Source organism: Olivibacter sp. SDN3, assembly GCF_014334135.1.
Taxonomy (GTDB): Bacteria; Bacteroidota; Bacteroidia; order Sphingobacteriales; family Sphingobacteriaceae; genus Olivibacter.
This window is the reverse complement of sequence record NZ_CP060497.1, coordinates 4699238-4714874: the sequence shown is the minus strand read 5'-3', so window position 1 is coordinate 4714874 and position 15637 is coordinate 4699238. Positions and strand designations below refer to the sequence as shown.

At 38.1% G+C, this 15637-nt stretch carries 14 protein-coding genes and 1 pseudogene; 5 read left to right on the top strand and 10 right to left on the bottom strand.

Features of this window, described 5'->3' with window-relative positions:
* Positions 1 to 75: 75 nt before the first annotated feature.
* From H8S90_RS19930 to mqnC, 5 genes and pseudogenes are all read right to left on the bottom strand, one after another.
* Positions 76 to 1306: pseudogene (locus H8S90_RS19930) on the bottom strand (IS256 family transposase).
* Positions 1307 to 1354: 48 nt separating this feature from the next.
* Entirely contained in the window at positions 1355 to 2476 is a 1122-nt protein-coding gene (locus tag H8S90_RS19925) for a GNAT family N-acetyltransferase (RefSeq protein WP_187339558.1), read from the bottom strand.
* Positions 2477 to 2559: 83 nt separating this feature from the next.
* Positions 2560 to 2754, bottom strand: coding sequence for a hypothetical protein (locus tag H8S90_RS19920; RefSeq protein WP_187339557.1), 195 nt, complete (start codon positions 2752 to 2754; stop codon positions 2560 to 2562).
* A gap of 117 nt (positions 2755 to 2871) precedes the next feature.
* Positions 2872 to 3432: an SMC-Scp complex subunit ScpB gene (gene scpB / locus H8S90_RS19915; protein WP_187339556.1), complete on the bottom strand. Its 561-nt coding sequence runs from the start codon at positions 3430 to 3432 to the stop codon at positions 2872 to 2874.
* Between the two features lie 4 nt (positions 3433 to 3436).
* Positions 3437 to 4561, bottom strand: coding sequence for a cyclic dehypoxanthinyl futalosine synthase (mqnC, locus tag H8S90_RS19910; RefSeq protein ID WP_187339555.1), 1125 nt, complete (start codon positions 4559 to 4561; stop codon positions 3437 to 3439).
* Positions 4562 to 5112: 551 nt separating this feature from the next.
* On the opposite strand from mqnC, the gene mtaB reads away from it, so the two are divergent.
* From mtaB to H8S90_RS19895, 3 genes are all read left to right on the top strand, one after another.
* Positions 5113 to 6441 carry a tRNA (N(6)-L-threonylcarbamoyladenosine(37)-C(2))-methylthiotransferase MtaB gene (gene mtaB, locus H8S90_RS19905; protein ID WP_187339554.1) on the top strand — a complete coding sequence of 443 codons (1329 nt, stop codon included), beginning with the start codon at positions 5113 to 5115 and terminating at the stop codon, positions 6439 to 6441.
* 173 nt (positions 6442 to 6614) lie between these two features.
* A complete protein-coding gene (locus H8S90_RS19900; protein WP_255501667.1) occupies positions 6615 to 7097 on the top strand; it encodes a C40 family peptidase in 483 nt (160 codons plus the stop codon).
* Positions 7098 to 7404: 307 nt separating this feature from the next.
* Positions 7405 to 8373: a 3'-5' exonuclease gene (locus H8S90_RS19895; RefSeq protein WP_187339552.1), complete on the top strand. Its 969-nt coding sequence runs from the start codon at positions 7405 to 7407 to the stop codon at positions 8371 to 8373.
* A gap of 47 nt (positions 8374 to 8420) precedes the next feature.
* On the opposite strand, the gene dnaB is transcribed toward H8S90_RS19895, so the two are convergent.
* On the bottom strand, positions 8421 to 10010 hold the full coding sequence (dnaB, locus tag H8S90_RS19890) for a replicative DNA helicase (protein ID WP_187339551.1): 1590 nt from the start codon (positions 10008 to 10010) through the stop codon (positions 8421 to 8423).
* A gap of 418 nt (positions 10011 to 10428) precedes the next feature.
* Between dnaB and rlmB the strand changes: the two genes are divergently transcribed.
* Complete coding sequence (gene rlmB, locus H8S90_RS19885; protein WP_187339550.1) at positions 10429 to 11193, top strand: 23S rRNA (guanosine(2251)-2'-O)-methyltransferase RlmB; 765 nt, start codon at positions 10429 to 10431, stop codon at positions 11191 to 11193.
* A 23-nt stretch (positions 11194 to 11216) separates the two neighbouring features.
* Here the strand turns inward: rlmB and H8S90_RS19880 are convergent, their stop codons facing one another.
* From H8S90_RS19880 to H8S90_RS19865, 4 genes are all read right to left on the bottom strand, one after another.
* Positions 11217 to 12470 (bottom strand): nucleoside permease, encoded by a 1254-nt coding sequence (locus tag H8S90_RS19880; protein WP_187339549.1) that lies wholly within the window; start codon positions 12468 to 12470, stop codon positions 11217 to 11219.
* Between the two features lie 46 nt (positions 12471 to 12516).
* Complete coding sequence (locus H8S90_RS19875; protein WP_187339548.1) at positions 12517 to 13122, bottom strand: bifunctional nuclease family protein; 606 nt, start codon at positions 13120 to 13122, stop codon at positions 12517 to 12519.
* Positions 13123 to 13293: 171 nt separating this feature from the next.
* Positions 13294 to 14268 (bottom strand): electron transfer flavoprotein subunit alpha/FixB family protein, encoded by a 975-nt coding sequence (locus H8S90_RS19870; protein ID WP_187339547.1) that lies wholly within the window; start codon positions 14266 to 14268, stop codon positions 13294 to 13296.
* An 88-nt stretch (positions 14269 to 14356) separates the two neighbouring features.
* The gene (locus tag H8S90_RS19865; protein ID WP_187339546.1) at positions 14357 to 15094 is read right to left on the bottom strand and encodes an electron transfer flavoprotein subunit beta/FixA family protein; all 738 of its coding nucleotides are present in this window, start codon (positions 15092 to 15094) and stop codon (positions 14357 to 14359) included.
* Between the two features lie 190 nt (positions 15095 to 15284).
* Here H8S90_RS19865 and H8S90_RS19860 point away from each other — a divergent pair, with 190 nt between their 5' ends.
* Complete coding sequence (locus H8S90_RS19860; protein WP_187339545.1) at positions 15285 to 15626, top strand: tetratricopeptide repeat protein; 342 nt, start codon at positions 15285 to 15287, stop codon at positions 15624 to 15626.
* Positions 15627 to 15637: the final 11 nt, after the last annotated feature.

Here is a 15637-nt window from a genome sequence, read left to right as displayed (position 1 = left end):
ATATGTGGGAGTGTAAAACAAACTGTGTCAATGGCTGAATTACCGCCCCGCGGGGCGGTAATTCAGCCATTTTGCTTATTGCAAATCTAACACCATTCTTCCCGGAAACCAAATGGCTAATTTCTGTGCTGTTGTTCCCCAATTGGCCAGTGGCATCGTCCATTTCTTCTTAATGTTTTTATGGGCTAGATAGATCAGTTTCAATAACGCCATATCTGAAGTGAAGGCACCTTTAGTTTTAGTGACCTTACGGACCTGGCGATGGAATCCCTCGATCGTATTGGTGGTGTAGATCAATTTTCGGATGGATTTATCGTATCGGAAATAGGTGGTCAGACGATCCCAGTTACGCCGCCAGGAGTCGATGACCACCGGATACTTTTCACCCCATTTATCCTGAAGTTCATCCATCCGCAATCCGGCAAGATCCAATGTGTCAGCCCGGTAGACAGGCTTTAGATCGCTCATAAACTCCTTTTGGTCCTTACTGGCCACATACTTTAAGCTATTCCGGATCTGGTGCACGATACAGGTCTGTACTTCGGTATCGGGAAAAACACCCTGTATTGCTTCTGAAAACCCTTTTAGGTTATCGATACAGGCAATTAAGATATCCTCTACACCTCGGTTCTGTAAGTCCGTCAGTACGCTCAGCCAAAAGTTAGCCCCCTCACTCTCCGAAACATACATCCCTAATAAATGCTTATGTCCGTTTCGGTCAACGCCAAGGATATTGTATACAGCCCGAGAAACAAAACGATGGTCTTCTTTCACCTTGTAGTGCATGGCATCCATCCAAACAATCGTATAAAGAGAATCCAGGCTTCGTGATTGCCATTCCCTGACCTGGGGAATAATCTTATCGGTAATCGAAGAAAGTGTACTGTGGCTGATATCCGTATCGTACATCTCCTTGATGTGGTTGGAAATATCCCGAAAACTCATACCCAAGCCATACATGCCTAAAATCTTCTTCTCTAGGCTCTCAGCTAAAATCGTCTCCCGTTTCTTAACGAGTTGGGGCTCGCTCGAAATTGGATCGACGATCACGGGGAGTATCGATATCGATCGTACCCTCAGAAGTCCGAATCTGCTTACTGGACTTGCCGTTACGCCGATTACCACCGGAGCGTTGGGCTTCGTCCATATGGCTCTCCATTTCAGCTTCCAACGCGGCTTCTAAAAATTTCTTCATTAAAGGAGCAAAAGCTCCGTTCTTGCCATAAAGTGATTCTCCGCTGCGTAACTGTTCCAGAGCTTTATCCTTCATGGACTCAAAATCAAAATCGCTTTCTTTAATACTCATAATTACTATGTCAAAAATAATACTTCTATTTATTATCCTTGACACAGTCTATTTTACAGTCTCGAATATGTACCTAAATGTGGCATGTTTTTTTCCTGGTTTGGCTCCAGTAGCTTTATGTATGGATAACATCTCCTTATTAAAATCACCTACCCATGACAGCTCAAGTTCCTTATACCTATTTAGAGGTATAACATATTGCTTTAACTTGATAAACAGTGCAGATTCAAGTCCGTGCTTTTGATAATTTTTCTTTGTTCCCATAACAATCGCACGTAATCGGTTAACCTTTCTTTTATTCAATATAAAACGAAAACTATTCCATATAGTCATTTTTCCATTGAACTTCCTGATAAGTTGATTGGCGTCTGGTATTACCATAATAAAAGAGACGGGTACATTGTCTATATAAGCGAACCAAATTAATTTTTCGTCCATAATAAACCTCATTTTTTTAAAAGATTCCATTATGGTCTCCATCTTTATAGGTTTAAAATTTTCGAAATCTCCCCAAGCATCGTTATAAATTTCCATAAAATGCTTAGCGAACTCAGGTAGTTTCTTTTTACTGAAGTGTTTGAAGGTATAACCTTGTTTTTGGCTTACCCATTCTGCTATCCTGTTAAAACGTTCCGGAAATGGGCGATTAACATCGAGGTGATTAGTGATTTGTTCATAAATTATTTTGAAACCATAATTTATAAATAAATCGCGATAATAAGGTTTATTATAATTCATGCCATAGGACGGAGGAGTAAAACCCTCGATCAGCAGTCCCCAAAAATTGTCGTTCTCACCAAAATTAATAGGGCCATCCATCACCTCTATACCTTTTGCTTGTAGCCACAATTTTGCAGTATCAAATAGCTCTTTTGAAGCGCTATAAGAATTTATGCATTCAAAAAAACCTATCCCTCCAACCTTGAATTGCAGAGAAAAAGCCTTCTCATAATTAATAAAAGCGGCGATTCTTCCTACTACTAGCTCGTTTTCAATCAAAATCCATCTGGCACAGACACCATGTTGGTGAAAATTGTTTTTTATAGGATCAAAAATTTGTTTTATATCATTGTCAAGCGGACATATCCAGTGTTCATCATCCTTGTATAATCTTTTCGGAACTTCTAAAAATTGTTTCTCTTGCTTCTTTGTTCTTACCTCAACTGTCATCTTAACCTTGAATATTTTTAACAAAAAAGCACCCAGTATAAATACTAAGTGCTTTATATTCCTATAGTGCGTTGATCGAAAGACTAATAGTCATCATCATCGTCGTCGAAATCATCAAAATTGTCAAACGTATCCAGCTCGTTGAAATCAAAGTCATCATCGTCGTCGTCAAAGCCTCTTTTGGATTTTGGTTGGGTAGACTTAATATCAGACTTGTCTGCTTCGTGCGAGGGAGCTTTTGAACCAATTTTTTTGTCAGTTTTCTTTGGCGTTTTCATTTCCAATTTTAATAGTTACGCTTGTTTTATATTGTTTGGTTTGTGCTGATAAAATTACGAAGATTTTAAAAGAGTCTATAAATTTATTTAAAAATAAATCTGCAAAATGTTATTAGCCTAATCGATAACATCACCTATGCTCTGTTCCTCATTTGCAATATCTTTTAATTTAGGTAAATCCGCAGTACAATTAATCCCAAAATAGTCCATAAAAATTTTGCTGGTTCCGTACAGTAATGGTTTTCCTATTGCATCTGATTTTCCGTTAATTTGGATAAGCCCTTTATCAAGTAGTTTTTGGATAGAATAGTCGCAGCTAACTCCTCTTATTTGTTCTATTTCAAGTTTAGTGATAGGTTGCCTATAGGCGATGATAGCCAGTGTTTCCAGCGCAGCTTGACTTAGTTTCTTTTTAGAGTGGTGTATCTGTAGTTGATTGATAACTTTATGGTAATTTTTCTTTGTCAAGAATTGATATCCGTTATTTATCTTCTGCAATTGTATGGCAAAAGTCGGCGCTGCATATTTCTGTTCGATTAAATGTATGGCTTCTTCTATATCCTCTGACGACAATTCGTATTCCAAGGCCTCCCGTATAACTTGTTTAATATCATAGATTTCAACGCTTTGTTCAGATGCAAAAATTAAAGCTTCAATGTACTGTGCAACGTTTTCCATTACATTAATAATTTATGACCTGCTCTTCTATTTTTTGAGGAAGTTCTCTGAATTCGTATTTTTGCGTTCTTAGTTGTGGTTCAAAACCTGCTTCTTTAATCGCGTCTTGTATGGATCGTGAGGTGAAGCGATGCGGAGCACCAGCAGCTGAAACAACATTTTCTTCGATCATGATGGAACCAAAATCGTTCGCTCCAGCATGTAAACAAAGTTGTGCTACCTTTCTTCCAACGGTCAACCAAGAAGCTTGAATATTTCTGATGTTTGGCAGCATAATTCTACTCAATGCAATCATGCGTATATATTCTTCTCCAGTAACATCATTCGTTATGCCCCGAATTTTCTTCAATAACGTTCCATCATCTTGAAAAGGCCATGGTATAAATGCGATAAACCCATAGGCGTTTTTGGGCTTATCATTTTGTACTTCCCTAATCCAAGCGAGATGTTCGAAGCGTTCCTCAATTGTTTCAATATGCCCAAACATCATAGTTGCGGAGGTGGGTAGATTTATTTTGTGGGCCGCACGCATAACATCGAGCCATTCCTTTCCTCCACACTTTCCCTTAGAGATCAGTCTGCGAACGCGATCGTTCAATATTTCAGCACCGGCACCTGGAAGAGAATCCAGTCCCGACTCTTTTAAGGCGCTTAGCACTTCTAGGTGTGACATGTTCTCCAGTTTCGCGACATGAGCAATTTCGGGAGGGCCTAATGAATGTAGTTTTATTTTTGGATAGAGATCTTTTAGCTGTCTAAACAAGTTTGTGTAGAAATTCAAACCAAGGTCAGGATGGTGCCCTCCCTGTAATAATAATTGATCACCTCCGTACTTAATGGTTTCTTCAATTTTATGCTTATAAGTCTCGATATCTGTTATATAACTCTCCTGATGCCCGGGTCTTCTGAAAAAATTACAGAATTTACAATTGGCAATACAGACGTTAGTTGTATTTACGTTTCTATCTATTTGCCAGGTAACTTTGCCATGTGGTACCTGTATTTTGCGTAATTCATTAGCAACATAGGATAACGATGCAGTAGATGCATGGTGGTATAGGTGTATACCCTCTTCTTTGGATAAGAAATCAAATTGAAGCGCGCGCTGAAGTAATTTTGAAGTGTCCATTTATACTGCGTATTTTTTGGTGCGGCCTTATTTCGAAGATCCTTTCTTAAAATTGAAGTCAATCGAAAAAAGCCGAAGTAACATTCTTTTTATTGGCATTAATTAAACACACAGATAATTGAGGTGCCTATCAAGTTATTTGACTCTAAAAAGAACATACAAACTTAGACAAAATTGATTTTATATGCAATGAAATGCTTCATGCTGGAAATAAAGGTTCAGAGAATTGATATTTAGTGTTTTAACATACCAAAAGCTCATTCATGGTGAAACTGTCGTGTTTGTTTCGGGTTGAATTGCCGATCAAAGGATAGAATTGTCTCGTGTTTCCTTATGCGTCAGCCCTTGAAAGGCCTAGGTATCAACCTAGTCTAATTTGATAATTGAAGTTTAACTCTTTTGAGTTTTGTCAAATTAGTCTCTAAACTAACTTCCTTATGCGAAAAACTCAAACTTATCTGCAATAAGCTTAAATAAAACTGTATTTTTGCCATTCGTAATAATGACAGTATGTAAGATGTTGCAATACATGTCTTTGCAAATAAGTAATTATGAAAAAACGAGTTGCTTTTTATACGCTGGGATGCAAACTGAATTTTTCAGAGACTTCGTCAATCGGTCGACTGTTTCAGGATGCGGGATACCGTTCTGTTGCATTTAATGAAGAAGCAGATGTTTACGTTATAAATACCTGTTCAGTAACAGACAATGCCGATAAAAAGTGCAGAAAGGTGGTAAAAGAAGCTTTAAAATATTCTCCTAATGCTTATATCACCATCGTAGGGTGTTATGCACAGTTAAAACCGAAAGAAATTGCTGAAATTCCTGGTGTTGATATGGTTTTAGGTGCTGCGGAGAAATTTAATATTATTGAACATATTAATAGTCTAACGAAACAGCAAAAAGCTATTGTACATAATGCACCAATAGAAGAGACCAATATTTTTGTGCCTGCGTTTTCTATAGGAGACCGTACCCGAACTTTTTTAAAAGTACAAGATGGTTGTGATTATTCATGTACATTCTGTACAATCCCTTTAGCTCGAGGTGGAAGTCGAAGTGGAGCGATTACTGACATTGTAAGGCAGGCTGATGAAATTGCTGCCTCAGGAGTGAAAGAAGTTGTTCTTACGGGTGTAAACATCGGTGATTTTGGCGTCAGGAATGGTCGTAGAGAAGACCGTTTTTTGAGTCTCGTGGAAGCACTTGACAATGTTAAGGGTATTGACAGATTTCGGATTTCCTCTATTGAGCCAAATTTATTGAGTGATGAAATTATTGAGTTCGTTGCACGTTCTAAACGTTTCGTTCCGCATTTTCATATACCTTTACAATCGGGCTCAAACAAGATTTTAGGATTGATGCGCCGGAGGTACAAAAGGGAGTTGTACATAGAGCGCGTTGAAAAGATAAAGCAACTTATGCCCAACGGCTGTATTGGAGTGGATGTTATTGTCGGTTTCCCTGGAGAAACAAGGGAAGATTTTATAGAAACCTATGAGTTTTTAAATAGGTTGGCTATTTCTTACCTACATGTTTTCACCTATTCTGAACGGGAAAACACTATTGCTGCACAAATGGAAGGAGCTGTTCCTGGATCAGCTCGTTCTGAACGAAGTAAAATGTTGCATATTTTATCTGATAAAAAAAGGAGAGCATTTTATGAATCTCAGTTAGGGAGTACCGTAGAAGTACTTTTTGAAGGAGATGTAAAAGATGGCTACATGCATGGTTTTTCAAAAAATTATGTAAAAACACGGGTAATGTATGACCCGTTATTGGTGAACGAAATAAAAACAGTTAAACTTATCGAGTTGAGTGAAAATGGTGAAGTAGAAGTAGAAGAAACCTCGGCTTCTTTAAGCGTTGCAAATTCATAAATTAGCAATGAATGTTAGGCTAAATGATAATTGTAAGACGTATTTTTGTTGATTAGCTCTTTGTGATGAATTGTCTGCTGAAAAGGAATATCTATTTATTGATCATATTGTGCTTGTTTACCGGTTGTTTAAGTAGAAGGTCTGCAAGGCCTACGGTAACGCACAATAAGCATTTGGAAAAAAATAGCGGGCAAATCATTACAGATGCATCTAATGTAAATAATTATCACAGAACGGGTAATGTGTTGAATGACTATGCGATGTTTATGGGAGTAAAAACAAGTGATCTTAAAAATGAACGTTTATATCTATTGATCAATGAATGGATGGGAACACCGCACTTGTATGGAGGAAGCTCGAAACGAGGAATAGATTGTTCTGCTTTCGCTGTGATGGTCATGAGTCAAGCATACGGGAAGAGTATTCCTAGGAGCTCTAGTGAACAAGCAAGTGCCGTCAAACGTAAATATGAACGTCAATTGCAAGAAGGTGATTTGCTTTTCTTTCGTTTTGGTAGCTCTAAAATCAATCATGTAGGTATATACCTACATAATAATAAATTTGCGCATGTATCTACCTCAAAAGGAGTAATTGTAAGTGACTTAAAAGATGCTTGGTATTATAAAGGTTTTAAGCGCTGTGGAACGGTTAGGTAAGAAATTTTATTAACATAGATGCATCTGTCGACGTGTGATCGACGAAAACATCAGGTATATACCGTTCGTTTAAATTGCATTTTATATGCAATTTATATATGTAAGTTTGTTCATGAGTGAAGAAAAAGATAGACACGATTATAGTTTTTGGACGCAATATAAGCATTTTGCGAGCAATGAGATATGGCTTTATATCATTATGGTTGTTGGTATAATGCTGGGAATTCTGATATTTGGATGAGTTACCTTGTTTCTTTCTTCAGTTAAACTAATCAATAAATAACACAATATTAATCAAAAAAAAGGAATGATGCTGAACTTAAAGCGCCCTTTAGCTTTCTTTGATCTAGAAACAACAGGTGTAAATGTAGCTTCTGATAGAATTGTTGAAATTTCTATTCTTAAGGCAATGCCGGATGGGAGTGAAGAGATCAAGACTGAACGTGTAAACCCAGAGATGCCAATACCACTAACATCGTCTGTTATTCATGGCATTTATGATGAGGATGTGAAAGACGCCCCTACTTTTAAGGAAATAGCCGAAGAGATTGTCCTTTTTTTGGATAATACTGATTTAGCAGGCTATAACTCTAATAAATTTGATATTCCGGTTTTAATGGAGGAGTTTTTACGCGCTGGTGTTGATTTTGAGCTGGACAATAGAAAATTTGTTGACGTACAGAATATTTTTCACCAAATGGAACAGCGTACCTTGAAAGCCGCTTATAAATTCTATTGTGATAAAACACTTGTAAATGCACATAGTGCGGAGGCAGATGTGCGGGCGACTTATGAAGTTTTACTTGCTCAGATTGAGAAATATGAGGGAGTAGAATGGGAGGATAAACAAGGCAATAAGTCTTTTCCTGTAAAAAATGAAGTGTCAGCACTACATGAGTTTACCAACTTAAATAGGCCTGTTGATTTTGCTGGACGTATTGTTTATAATGAGGATGGGATAGAGGTTTTTAGCTTTGGAAAGTACAAAGGTAGAAGTGTAGAAGATATATTTAGGATAGAGCCAAGTTACTATGCTTGGATGAAACAGGGCGATTTTCCCTTATTCACTAAGAAATGCATTGACGGCATCTGGAATAGGGTCAGAAGTAACAATCAGACGGTAAAAAAAGACGCAAAAATATCCCCATTGCCTAACAGTGGAAATTCAAATATAAACCATCAACAACGGATTAATAAAGTTAAAACTGTAGAAAAGAAAGCAAAGCCCATCACTGATGATATGCTAAAGAATTTACAAGACAAGTTCAAAAAATAGTATTTAAGGTAACCCAATAGTTACCGCAGGTAATTATTGGGTTTAACTTAGAATGGAGCTTCATCATCCATGTCATTCATTCTTGAGGATCGTGTTATTATTCCACCAACATTTCCAAATTCCGGCGAAGGCATCATGCCTGCTGAAAAAGGATTATCCTCAGTACTGCCGCTACCAAAGGAGGTTCCTCCATTAAAATCTTCTTCTAAATCTTGAAATTTGACATATTTACCTACAAATTTTAGCGGAACAATGGTTGTTTCACCATGTCTGTTTTTTGCAATGATAACTTCTCCTACTCCAGCAGTAGGCCTGCCTTCTTCGTCCTCGGTCATTCCGTAATATTCTGGTCGATAAAGGAATAGCACCATGTCTGCGTCTTGTTCTATTGAGCCAGATTCACGTAAATCTGAAAGCATTGGTCTTTTCGATGCTCCAGGCCTGCTTTCAACAGCACGGCTTAGTTGGGATAATGCCAAAACTGGAATATTTAGTTCTTTTGCTACTGACTTGAGGGCTCTTGATATACTACCTATTTCCTGCTCACGATTTCCACCGCCCTTACCTTCAGCTTTACCCTGCATTAACTGCAGGTAGTCAACAATTACCATTTGTATATCATACTGCGCTTTCAAGCGCCTGCATTTCGCACGAAATTCGAAAACATTAAGGGCTGGGGTATCATCTATTAAAAGAGGAGCTTCAGTAAGCTTTCCTATTCGAGAATGTAGTTGTGTCCATTCATGATCAGCAAGTGTACCTTTTTTCAACTTTTCCTGCTCTATTTCTGTTTCCCCAGATATTAATCTGTTCACGAGCTGTACGGAAGACATCTCAAGGGAGAATACGGCCACGGGTTTATCATGTGTAACGGCTGCATTTCTAGCACAGGTTAATACAAATGCCGTTTTACCCATTGCTGGCCTTGCCGCAATAATAACCAAATCTGATGGCTGCCAGCCGGAAGTAATTCTATCCAAAGCTGTAAAACCCGACGGAACTCCTGTTAAGGAATCGGTACGATCTCTCAATTGTTCGAGATTATTTACAGCCTCGCGCATGATGTCATCCATTTTCCGGGTGTCACGCCGGAGATTATTTTGCGCGATATCAAATAAGCTTTTTTCTGCAGTATCCAATAAATCAAAAATATCAGCAGTATCTTCGTAGGCGTTATTAATTATTTCCGTAGAAATTTTTATTAATTCACGCTGAATATACTTTTGAGATATGATACGAGCATGATACTCGATATTTGCGGCTGATACCACCCGATCTGTCAGTTGGGTAATATAATAAGCTCCTCCTACCATCTCTAAGGCGCCCATTTTTCTCAATTCAGCAGTCACAGTTAATAAGTCAATGGGAGAGGATTTTTGGAATAAGTTGAAAATGGCTTCAAAGATTTTCTGGTGTGCATCTTTATAGAATGTATCCACCTTTAGTATGTCGATGACGGTCGACAAGGCATCTTTTTCTACCATTAAAGCTCCTAGAACAGCTTCTTCTAAGTCTACAGCTTGAGGAGGTAGCTTGCCAAGACCGCTTGTCATATTGCTTAACCTGTTTTTACGATCAGCAAATGATCCTTTTTTTGCAGTATTTCTTGGTTGATAATTTTCGTTTTCGGAGTTCATAGTACAAATGTAGTTAATTTATTATCCTTCGTAATTTTGAGTTTCTCACAATGGTGGATAATAAAAAATGTTAAGCATTGAATTTGTCTGCTTTGCTAAAGATGGATATCCACATTTGATGTGGATATCCTGTTAGTTGTGTGCATACTAATATGATCATCAATGATTTGTAAAATATGTTAATAACTTTTCGACTGTTAATTTGCATGCTTAATAACCCTCTGATATTCTAGAAGAAAAACTTACCATATAAGAAACATTTAGTTATTTCGCGACATATAAAAGAGGGAGCGTTGGATATTTAACTGACGATTTACAAAAGACTAATAGCATGGTGGAACACTCGAATTTTTTATATGGAACGACCCTATAATAATAGATTATATTGGTAACTTGCACGGGCAATTTTAATGTAGATATGCGTCATTTTTCAAAACCGATTAAAGGAGAAACCAACCAATTAGTGTTTGGTATAAGAGCAGTGATTGAAGCGATAAATAGTAATAAAGAAATTGAATCTTTATTTATTCAAAGAGGGTTGTCCGGAGAACTTTTTCAGGAACTTAAGTCTTTGATAAGGGAACGTGAAATTAGCTTTCAATCAGTACCTCTAGAGAAGTTGAATCGTATCACGAGAAAAAATCATCAAGGTGTGATAGCTGCTATCTCACCTATTACATACCATAAGATTGAAAATCTCATTCCCCAAATTTATGAGTCTGGCGCTGTACCGCTGATATTGATTCTCGACGGAATAACGGATGTGCGTAATATGGGGGCTATTGCAAGGACGGCAGCTTGTGCAGGGGTGGATGCCATCATAGTTCCCAAAAAGGGGGCTGCTGAAATTAATCCCGATGCAATCAAAACGTCTGCGGGCGCTTTATATAAAATCCCTGTATGCAGACACGGGAATCTGGTGGATGTACTACGATATTTACAGGAGTCCGGGCTTCAAATAGTTGCCTGTACAGAGAAAACAAATAGCACGATATATACGCCCGATTATAGTGCTCCAACCGCTATTGTCTTAGGTGCCGAAGATGAAGGAATATCTAAGGATATTATCCGATACGCAGATCATCTGGCGAAGATACCGATGTTCGGGGATATCGCATCTTTGAATGTTTCTGTGAGCGCAGGTGTTATTATTTACGAAGCAATTAGGCAACGGTTACAATAAAGAGCCATTTTAAAAATTGCTGTTTATTCAATCTTTTCAGAATTCGAGGTCTGATGTTTGTGTTTAAAAAGAAACGAAAATAGAAAAGCGATGACAAGTGCATAAGCGGCAAAGCTTATCCAGATTTCCTGCCACATCATTCGTCCATTGGCTTGTGTAAAATAATGTTCAATAACATAACCGCTAACTGAGCTGCCTAAGATCGCCCCAAAACCGTTGGTCATCATCATAAACAATCCCTGTGCCGAAGAACGGATGTTCGCATCGGTACTGGTCTCCACGAAAAGAGATCCAGATATATTGAAAAAATCGAAGGCCATACCGTAAACTATGCAAGAAAGAATAATCATCCATAGACCGTTAATCGGATCGCTATAGGCTAATAAACCAAAACGGAGCACCCAAGCTAACATGCTGATGAGCATGACATGCTTAATACCGAATCGTCGAAGAAAAAATGGAATAGCTAAGATAAATATGGTCTCCGATATTTGGGAAATAGACATGATAATAGTAGAGTGCCTAACAACGAAAGAATTTGCATAGGCCGGGATACTGCCAAAATCGGATAAATAGGCGTCTCCATACATGTTTGTTAATTGGAGCGCGCCACCTAGAAACATGGAAAACGTAAAAAATAATGCCATTTTTGGGGTTCGAAAAAGCTGGAATGCATTCAATCCCAAACGCTCATTTAGCGATCTATTTCCTGATTTTGATTGAAGAGGAGGGCATGGGGGCAAAGTAAAAGAATAGATACCGAGTCCAATTGCCGCAATGGCAGAGATGTAAAATTGCCCCTCTAGCGCTTTATTACCGGTCAGATCAGTTACCCACATCGCAGCTATAAAACCTATTGTCCCCCACACACGGATAGCAGGGAAATCTTTAATGATATGGTATTGATTTTTTTTTAATAATGTGTAAGCGATGGAATTTGATAAGGCTATAGTAGGCATATAAAACAACATGGCAACCAAAATGACCCAAAAAAAAATTTGTGGATCTTGTACATGCGGTAAATACAAAAAAGTACATCCAAATAAGATGTGCAAAATACTATATAGGCGCTCGGCATTCACCCATTTGTCGGCCATTATGCCAGTCAATGCAGGCATAAATAGAGAAGAAATACCCAAAGTAGAAAAGATAGCACCGAACTCGCTCCCAGACCATTGTTTATGTTGAAACCAGTATACACCAATCGTTATCATCCATGCACCCCAAACAAAGAACTGCAGAAAACTCATGAGTGTTAATCTGAATTTGATCGGCATATTTTACTTGGCTGTATGCTAATTAACAGTTTAGTTTATTAACGTGTCAAGACGATTTTCTCCGCGAAATTTCGTCACGTATTTTTGCTGCTTTTTCGTAAGCCTCTTCCTGAAGAGCTTGTTGAAGAGCAGCCTTTAGTTCATCATCTGTATAAGATGCATAGGTTGTTCTAGAAGGTTCAGCTGTGGTAGACTGCTCTTCTTTTGATGCATCTAGGTTTTCCAAAAACACAAAATCGTTTCCCTCTATAACAATCCCTGCTGACGCGAGTATGAACTCGTACGTATATATTGGGCACTCAAACCTAATAGCTAGCGCAATGGCATCAGAGGTCCTTGCGTCTATTTCGATATCTTTCTTACCATTATTACAAATTAATTTTGCATAAAAAATGCCGTCAACCAAATTGTAAATGATGACCTCATTTATTGAAATGTTAAACGTTGAGGCAAATGTTTTGAATAAGTCGTGTGTAAGAGGCCTGCTAGGAGTAAGTTTTTCAATTTCAATTGCAATCGCCTGTGCTTCAAATCCACCAATGATAATTGGTAATCTTCTGCGTCCACTAACCTCACCTAGTACTAAAGCATAAGCACCAGACTGTGTTTGACTATAGGAGAGCCCGACTATTTCTAACTTGATCTTATTCATTTTATGGAGGCAAATATGCAAAAAGCATTTTAAAAGAGGTGCTATTTTTTTAAAATAGCATCTAATTCAACACGCGAATTTATTGCTTTTTCAACTAATCGTGTATAAAAAGTCCATTTAACTGTTAATCTACTATTAACAACAGGTTGATGAGACACTTTAGCTTTGTGTTTAACTGTCTTTGTGTGCATTGATGGCAGCAGTAAGTTTTGGAACTATGTCAAATGCATCTCCTATAATACCATAATCTGCAACTTTAAAGAAAGGAGCCTCTGGATCCTTATTGATGACAACAATAACTTTCGATGAACTTACACCTGCTAAATGTTGTATAGCTCCAGATATACCAATGGCAATATATAAGTTTGGGCTTACTGCGATACCTGTTTGCCCAACGTGTTCAGCATGGGGGCGCCAGCCGGCATCAGATACCGGTTTAGAACAGGCGGTAGCTGCACCAAGCGCTTTTGCCAAATCTTCTATTATTCCCCAGTTTTCGGGCCCTTTTAATCCCCTTCCTCCCGAAACTACAATTTCTGCTTCAGGGAGAGAAATTTTATCAGTGGCGCGCACGATGTCTTTTACTACAGCACCAAAATCCTCCTGTGAGGGAGACCCCTCAAAATTGACAATTGCCGCTTCCACAGCGTCTTCCCGTATCTCAAAAGAATTTGCATTTAACGCTAAAACTTTGATGTCAGAACGCAATGCCGTTATCGCAAAAGCTTTTCCCGAGAAGGCTGTCTTCTTTACTTCGAAAGATTCACCATCAATTTTAGGAAGTTCTACTACCCCATCAGCCAAACCAGCTTCCAGTTTAGCTGCAATTCGAGGAGCCAGTCCTTTCCCACTAAAAGAGTTAGATAAGACGATGATCTTTGCATCTTCCTGCTTTGCCGCTTGTGCAATAATGGAAGCATAGGCCTGGTTAACGAACGACTTCAAATTGTCGGCGTTAACAGTCAATATTTTGTTGGCTCCATATTTCCCTAAGTTGAGAAGATTTTCTTCAGAAACATCTCCAATAGAGATAGCAACCAATTCTTTATTTACCGATTTGGCTATGGTTTTGGCATAAGAAACTACTTCGTAGGCAGATTTCTTAAAATTGCCTGATATATTTTCTACAAATACTAATACTGACATTATCAGAGTGTTTTTATTTTAATGTGAATTAGAAAAGGACGTACTTAACGTTGTTTGCTTTCTTTATACAAACATATAAACTATATCCTTAGATTACCCGTGCTTTGGTATGTAGCAGATCTACTAATTTTTCTGCTTCTGCTGCATCAATCAATGTTACAGCCCCTCTGGGAGCGGGTGTTTCATATTTAATAACTTTAGCGAGCTGAGGTACCTCTATTGCATCAATAACCTCCAATGGTTTTGTTCTGGCAGACATAATCCCCCTCATATTCGGGATTCTTGGTTCTGCAACTCCTTCTGCAGTTCCAATTGCAATTGGCAATGGGACTGAAATTATTTCTTTACCACCTTCTATTTCCCGCTCAATAGTGGCTTTATTGTCTTCAATGCTTATTTTTTTTGCGATTGATACGGACGGTATATTCAGTAACTCACCAACTAATCCTGCTACCTGAGTTCCGTTATAATCAATAGATTCACGGCCCAGTAAAATTAAATCAAAGTCTTCGTGTTTAGCATAATTAGCTATCTGGTTAGCAACAAACCAGGCGTCTCTGGGGTGCGCATTAACCCGTACCGCTTTGTCGGCACCAGTTGCCAATGCTTTTCTAATGGTAGGTTCTGTTGAAGCTTCGCCAACATTAATTACGGTGATAGTTCCTTTTCCTCCTTCGCTTAACTCAATTGCTTTGGATAGTGCTATTTCATCATATGGGTTTACAATAAATTGTATGCCCGTTGTATTGAATTCGGTATCTCCGTTTGAAAAGGTGATTTTCGAGGTAGTGTCCGGAACGTTACTTATACAAACTAATACTTTCATCTTTTTTGTTTAAATCTCTCTGGTTTTATTTTACATAACTGGTATTTGCTTGTTCGATGACCCGTATTGCTAGAAGCAGTCATATTTTCTATTATTGTGAAATCAAAACATACTTTTCTATCTTTGGTCTCTCAAGGTTTTAAAGATATGAAAAATCGCATAACTATTAAATTTTTAGGGGCACAATAATATGAGTAACGAACGTTTGGAAAAACTTTTTAGTTTTCAAGAAGCCAATCCCAATGATCCTTTTGTAATATATGCTATTGCTTCTGAGTACGTTAAACAGAACGATACTAAACAGGCGTTGCGTTATTTTCGCAAGCTCGTGAATAATCATCCCGGATACGTAGGAACTTATTACCACTTTGGTAAATTGTATGAATCATTGCAGCAAAAGGAGAAAGCGATAGAAATTTATCAAAAGGGAATGGCTGTTGCAAAGCAAGCAAACAATTTGCATGCGTTGGCAGAACTCCAGTCAGTACACGATTCACTATTGGGAATCGAACCTGATGATGAAGATTGGTAATAGAGCTGACG

Coding starts and splice junctions, on each gene's coding strand:
- H8S90_RS19925 (WP_187339558.1), bottom strand. CDS start 2,476: ATGACAGTTGAGGTAAGAACAAAGAAGCAAGAGAAACAATTTTTAGAA.
- H8S90_RS19920 (WP_187339557.1), bottom strand. CDS start 2,754: ATGAAAACGCCAAAGAAAACTGACAAAAAAATTGGTTCAAAAGCTCCC.
- scpB (WP_187339556.1), bottom strand. CDS start 3,432: ATGGAAAACGTTGCACAGTACATTGAAGCTTTAATTTTTGCATCTGAA.
- mqnC (WP_187339555.1), bottom strand. CDS start 4,561: ATGGACACTTCAAAATTACTTCAGCGCGCGCTTCAATTTGATTTCTTA.
- mtaB (WP_187339554.1), top strand. CDS start 5,113: ATGAAAAAACGAGTTGCTTTTTATACGCTGGGATGCAAACTGAATTTT.
- H8S90_RS19895 (WP_187339552.1), top strand. CDS start 7,405: ATGATGCTGAACTTAAAGCGCCCTTTAGCTTTCTTTGATCTAGAAACA.
- dnaB (WP_187339551.1), bottom strand. CDS start 10,010: ATGAACTCCGAAAACGAAAATTATCAACCAAGAAATACTGCAAAAAAA.
- rlmB (WP_187339550.1), top strand. CDS start 10,429: ATGCGTCATTTTTCAAAACCGATTAAAGGAGAAACCAACCAATTAGTG.
- H8S90_RS19880 (WP_187339549.1), bottom strand. CDS start 12,470: ATGCCGATCAAATTCAGATTAACACTCATGAGTTTTCTGCAGTTCTTT.
- H8S90_RS19875 (WP_187339548.1), bottom strand. CDS start 13,122: ATGAATAAGATCAAGTTAGAAATAGTCGGGCTCTCCTATAGTCAAACA.
- H8S90_RS19870 (WP_187339547.1), bottom strand. CDS start 14,268: ATGTCAGTATTAGTATTTGTAGAAAATATATCAGGCAATTTTAAGAAA.
- H8S90_RS19865 (WP_187339546.1), bottom strand. CDS start 15,094: ATGAAAGTATTAGTTTGTATAAGTAACGTTCCGGACACTACCTCGAAA.
- H8S90_RS19860 (WP_187339545.1), top strand. CDS start 15,285: ATGAGTAACGAACGTTTGGAAAAACTTTTTAGTTTTCAAGAAGCCAAT.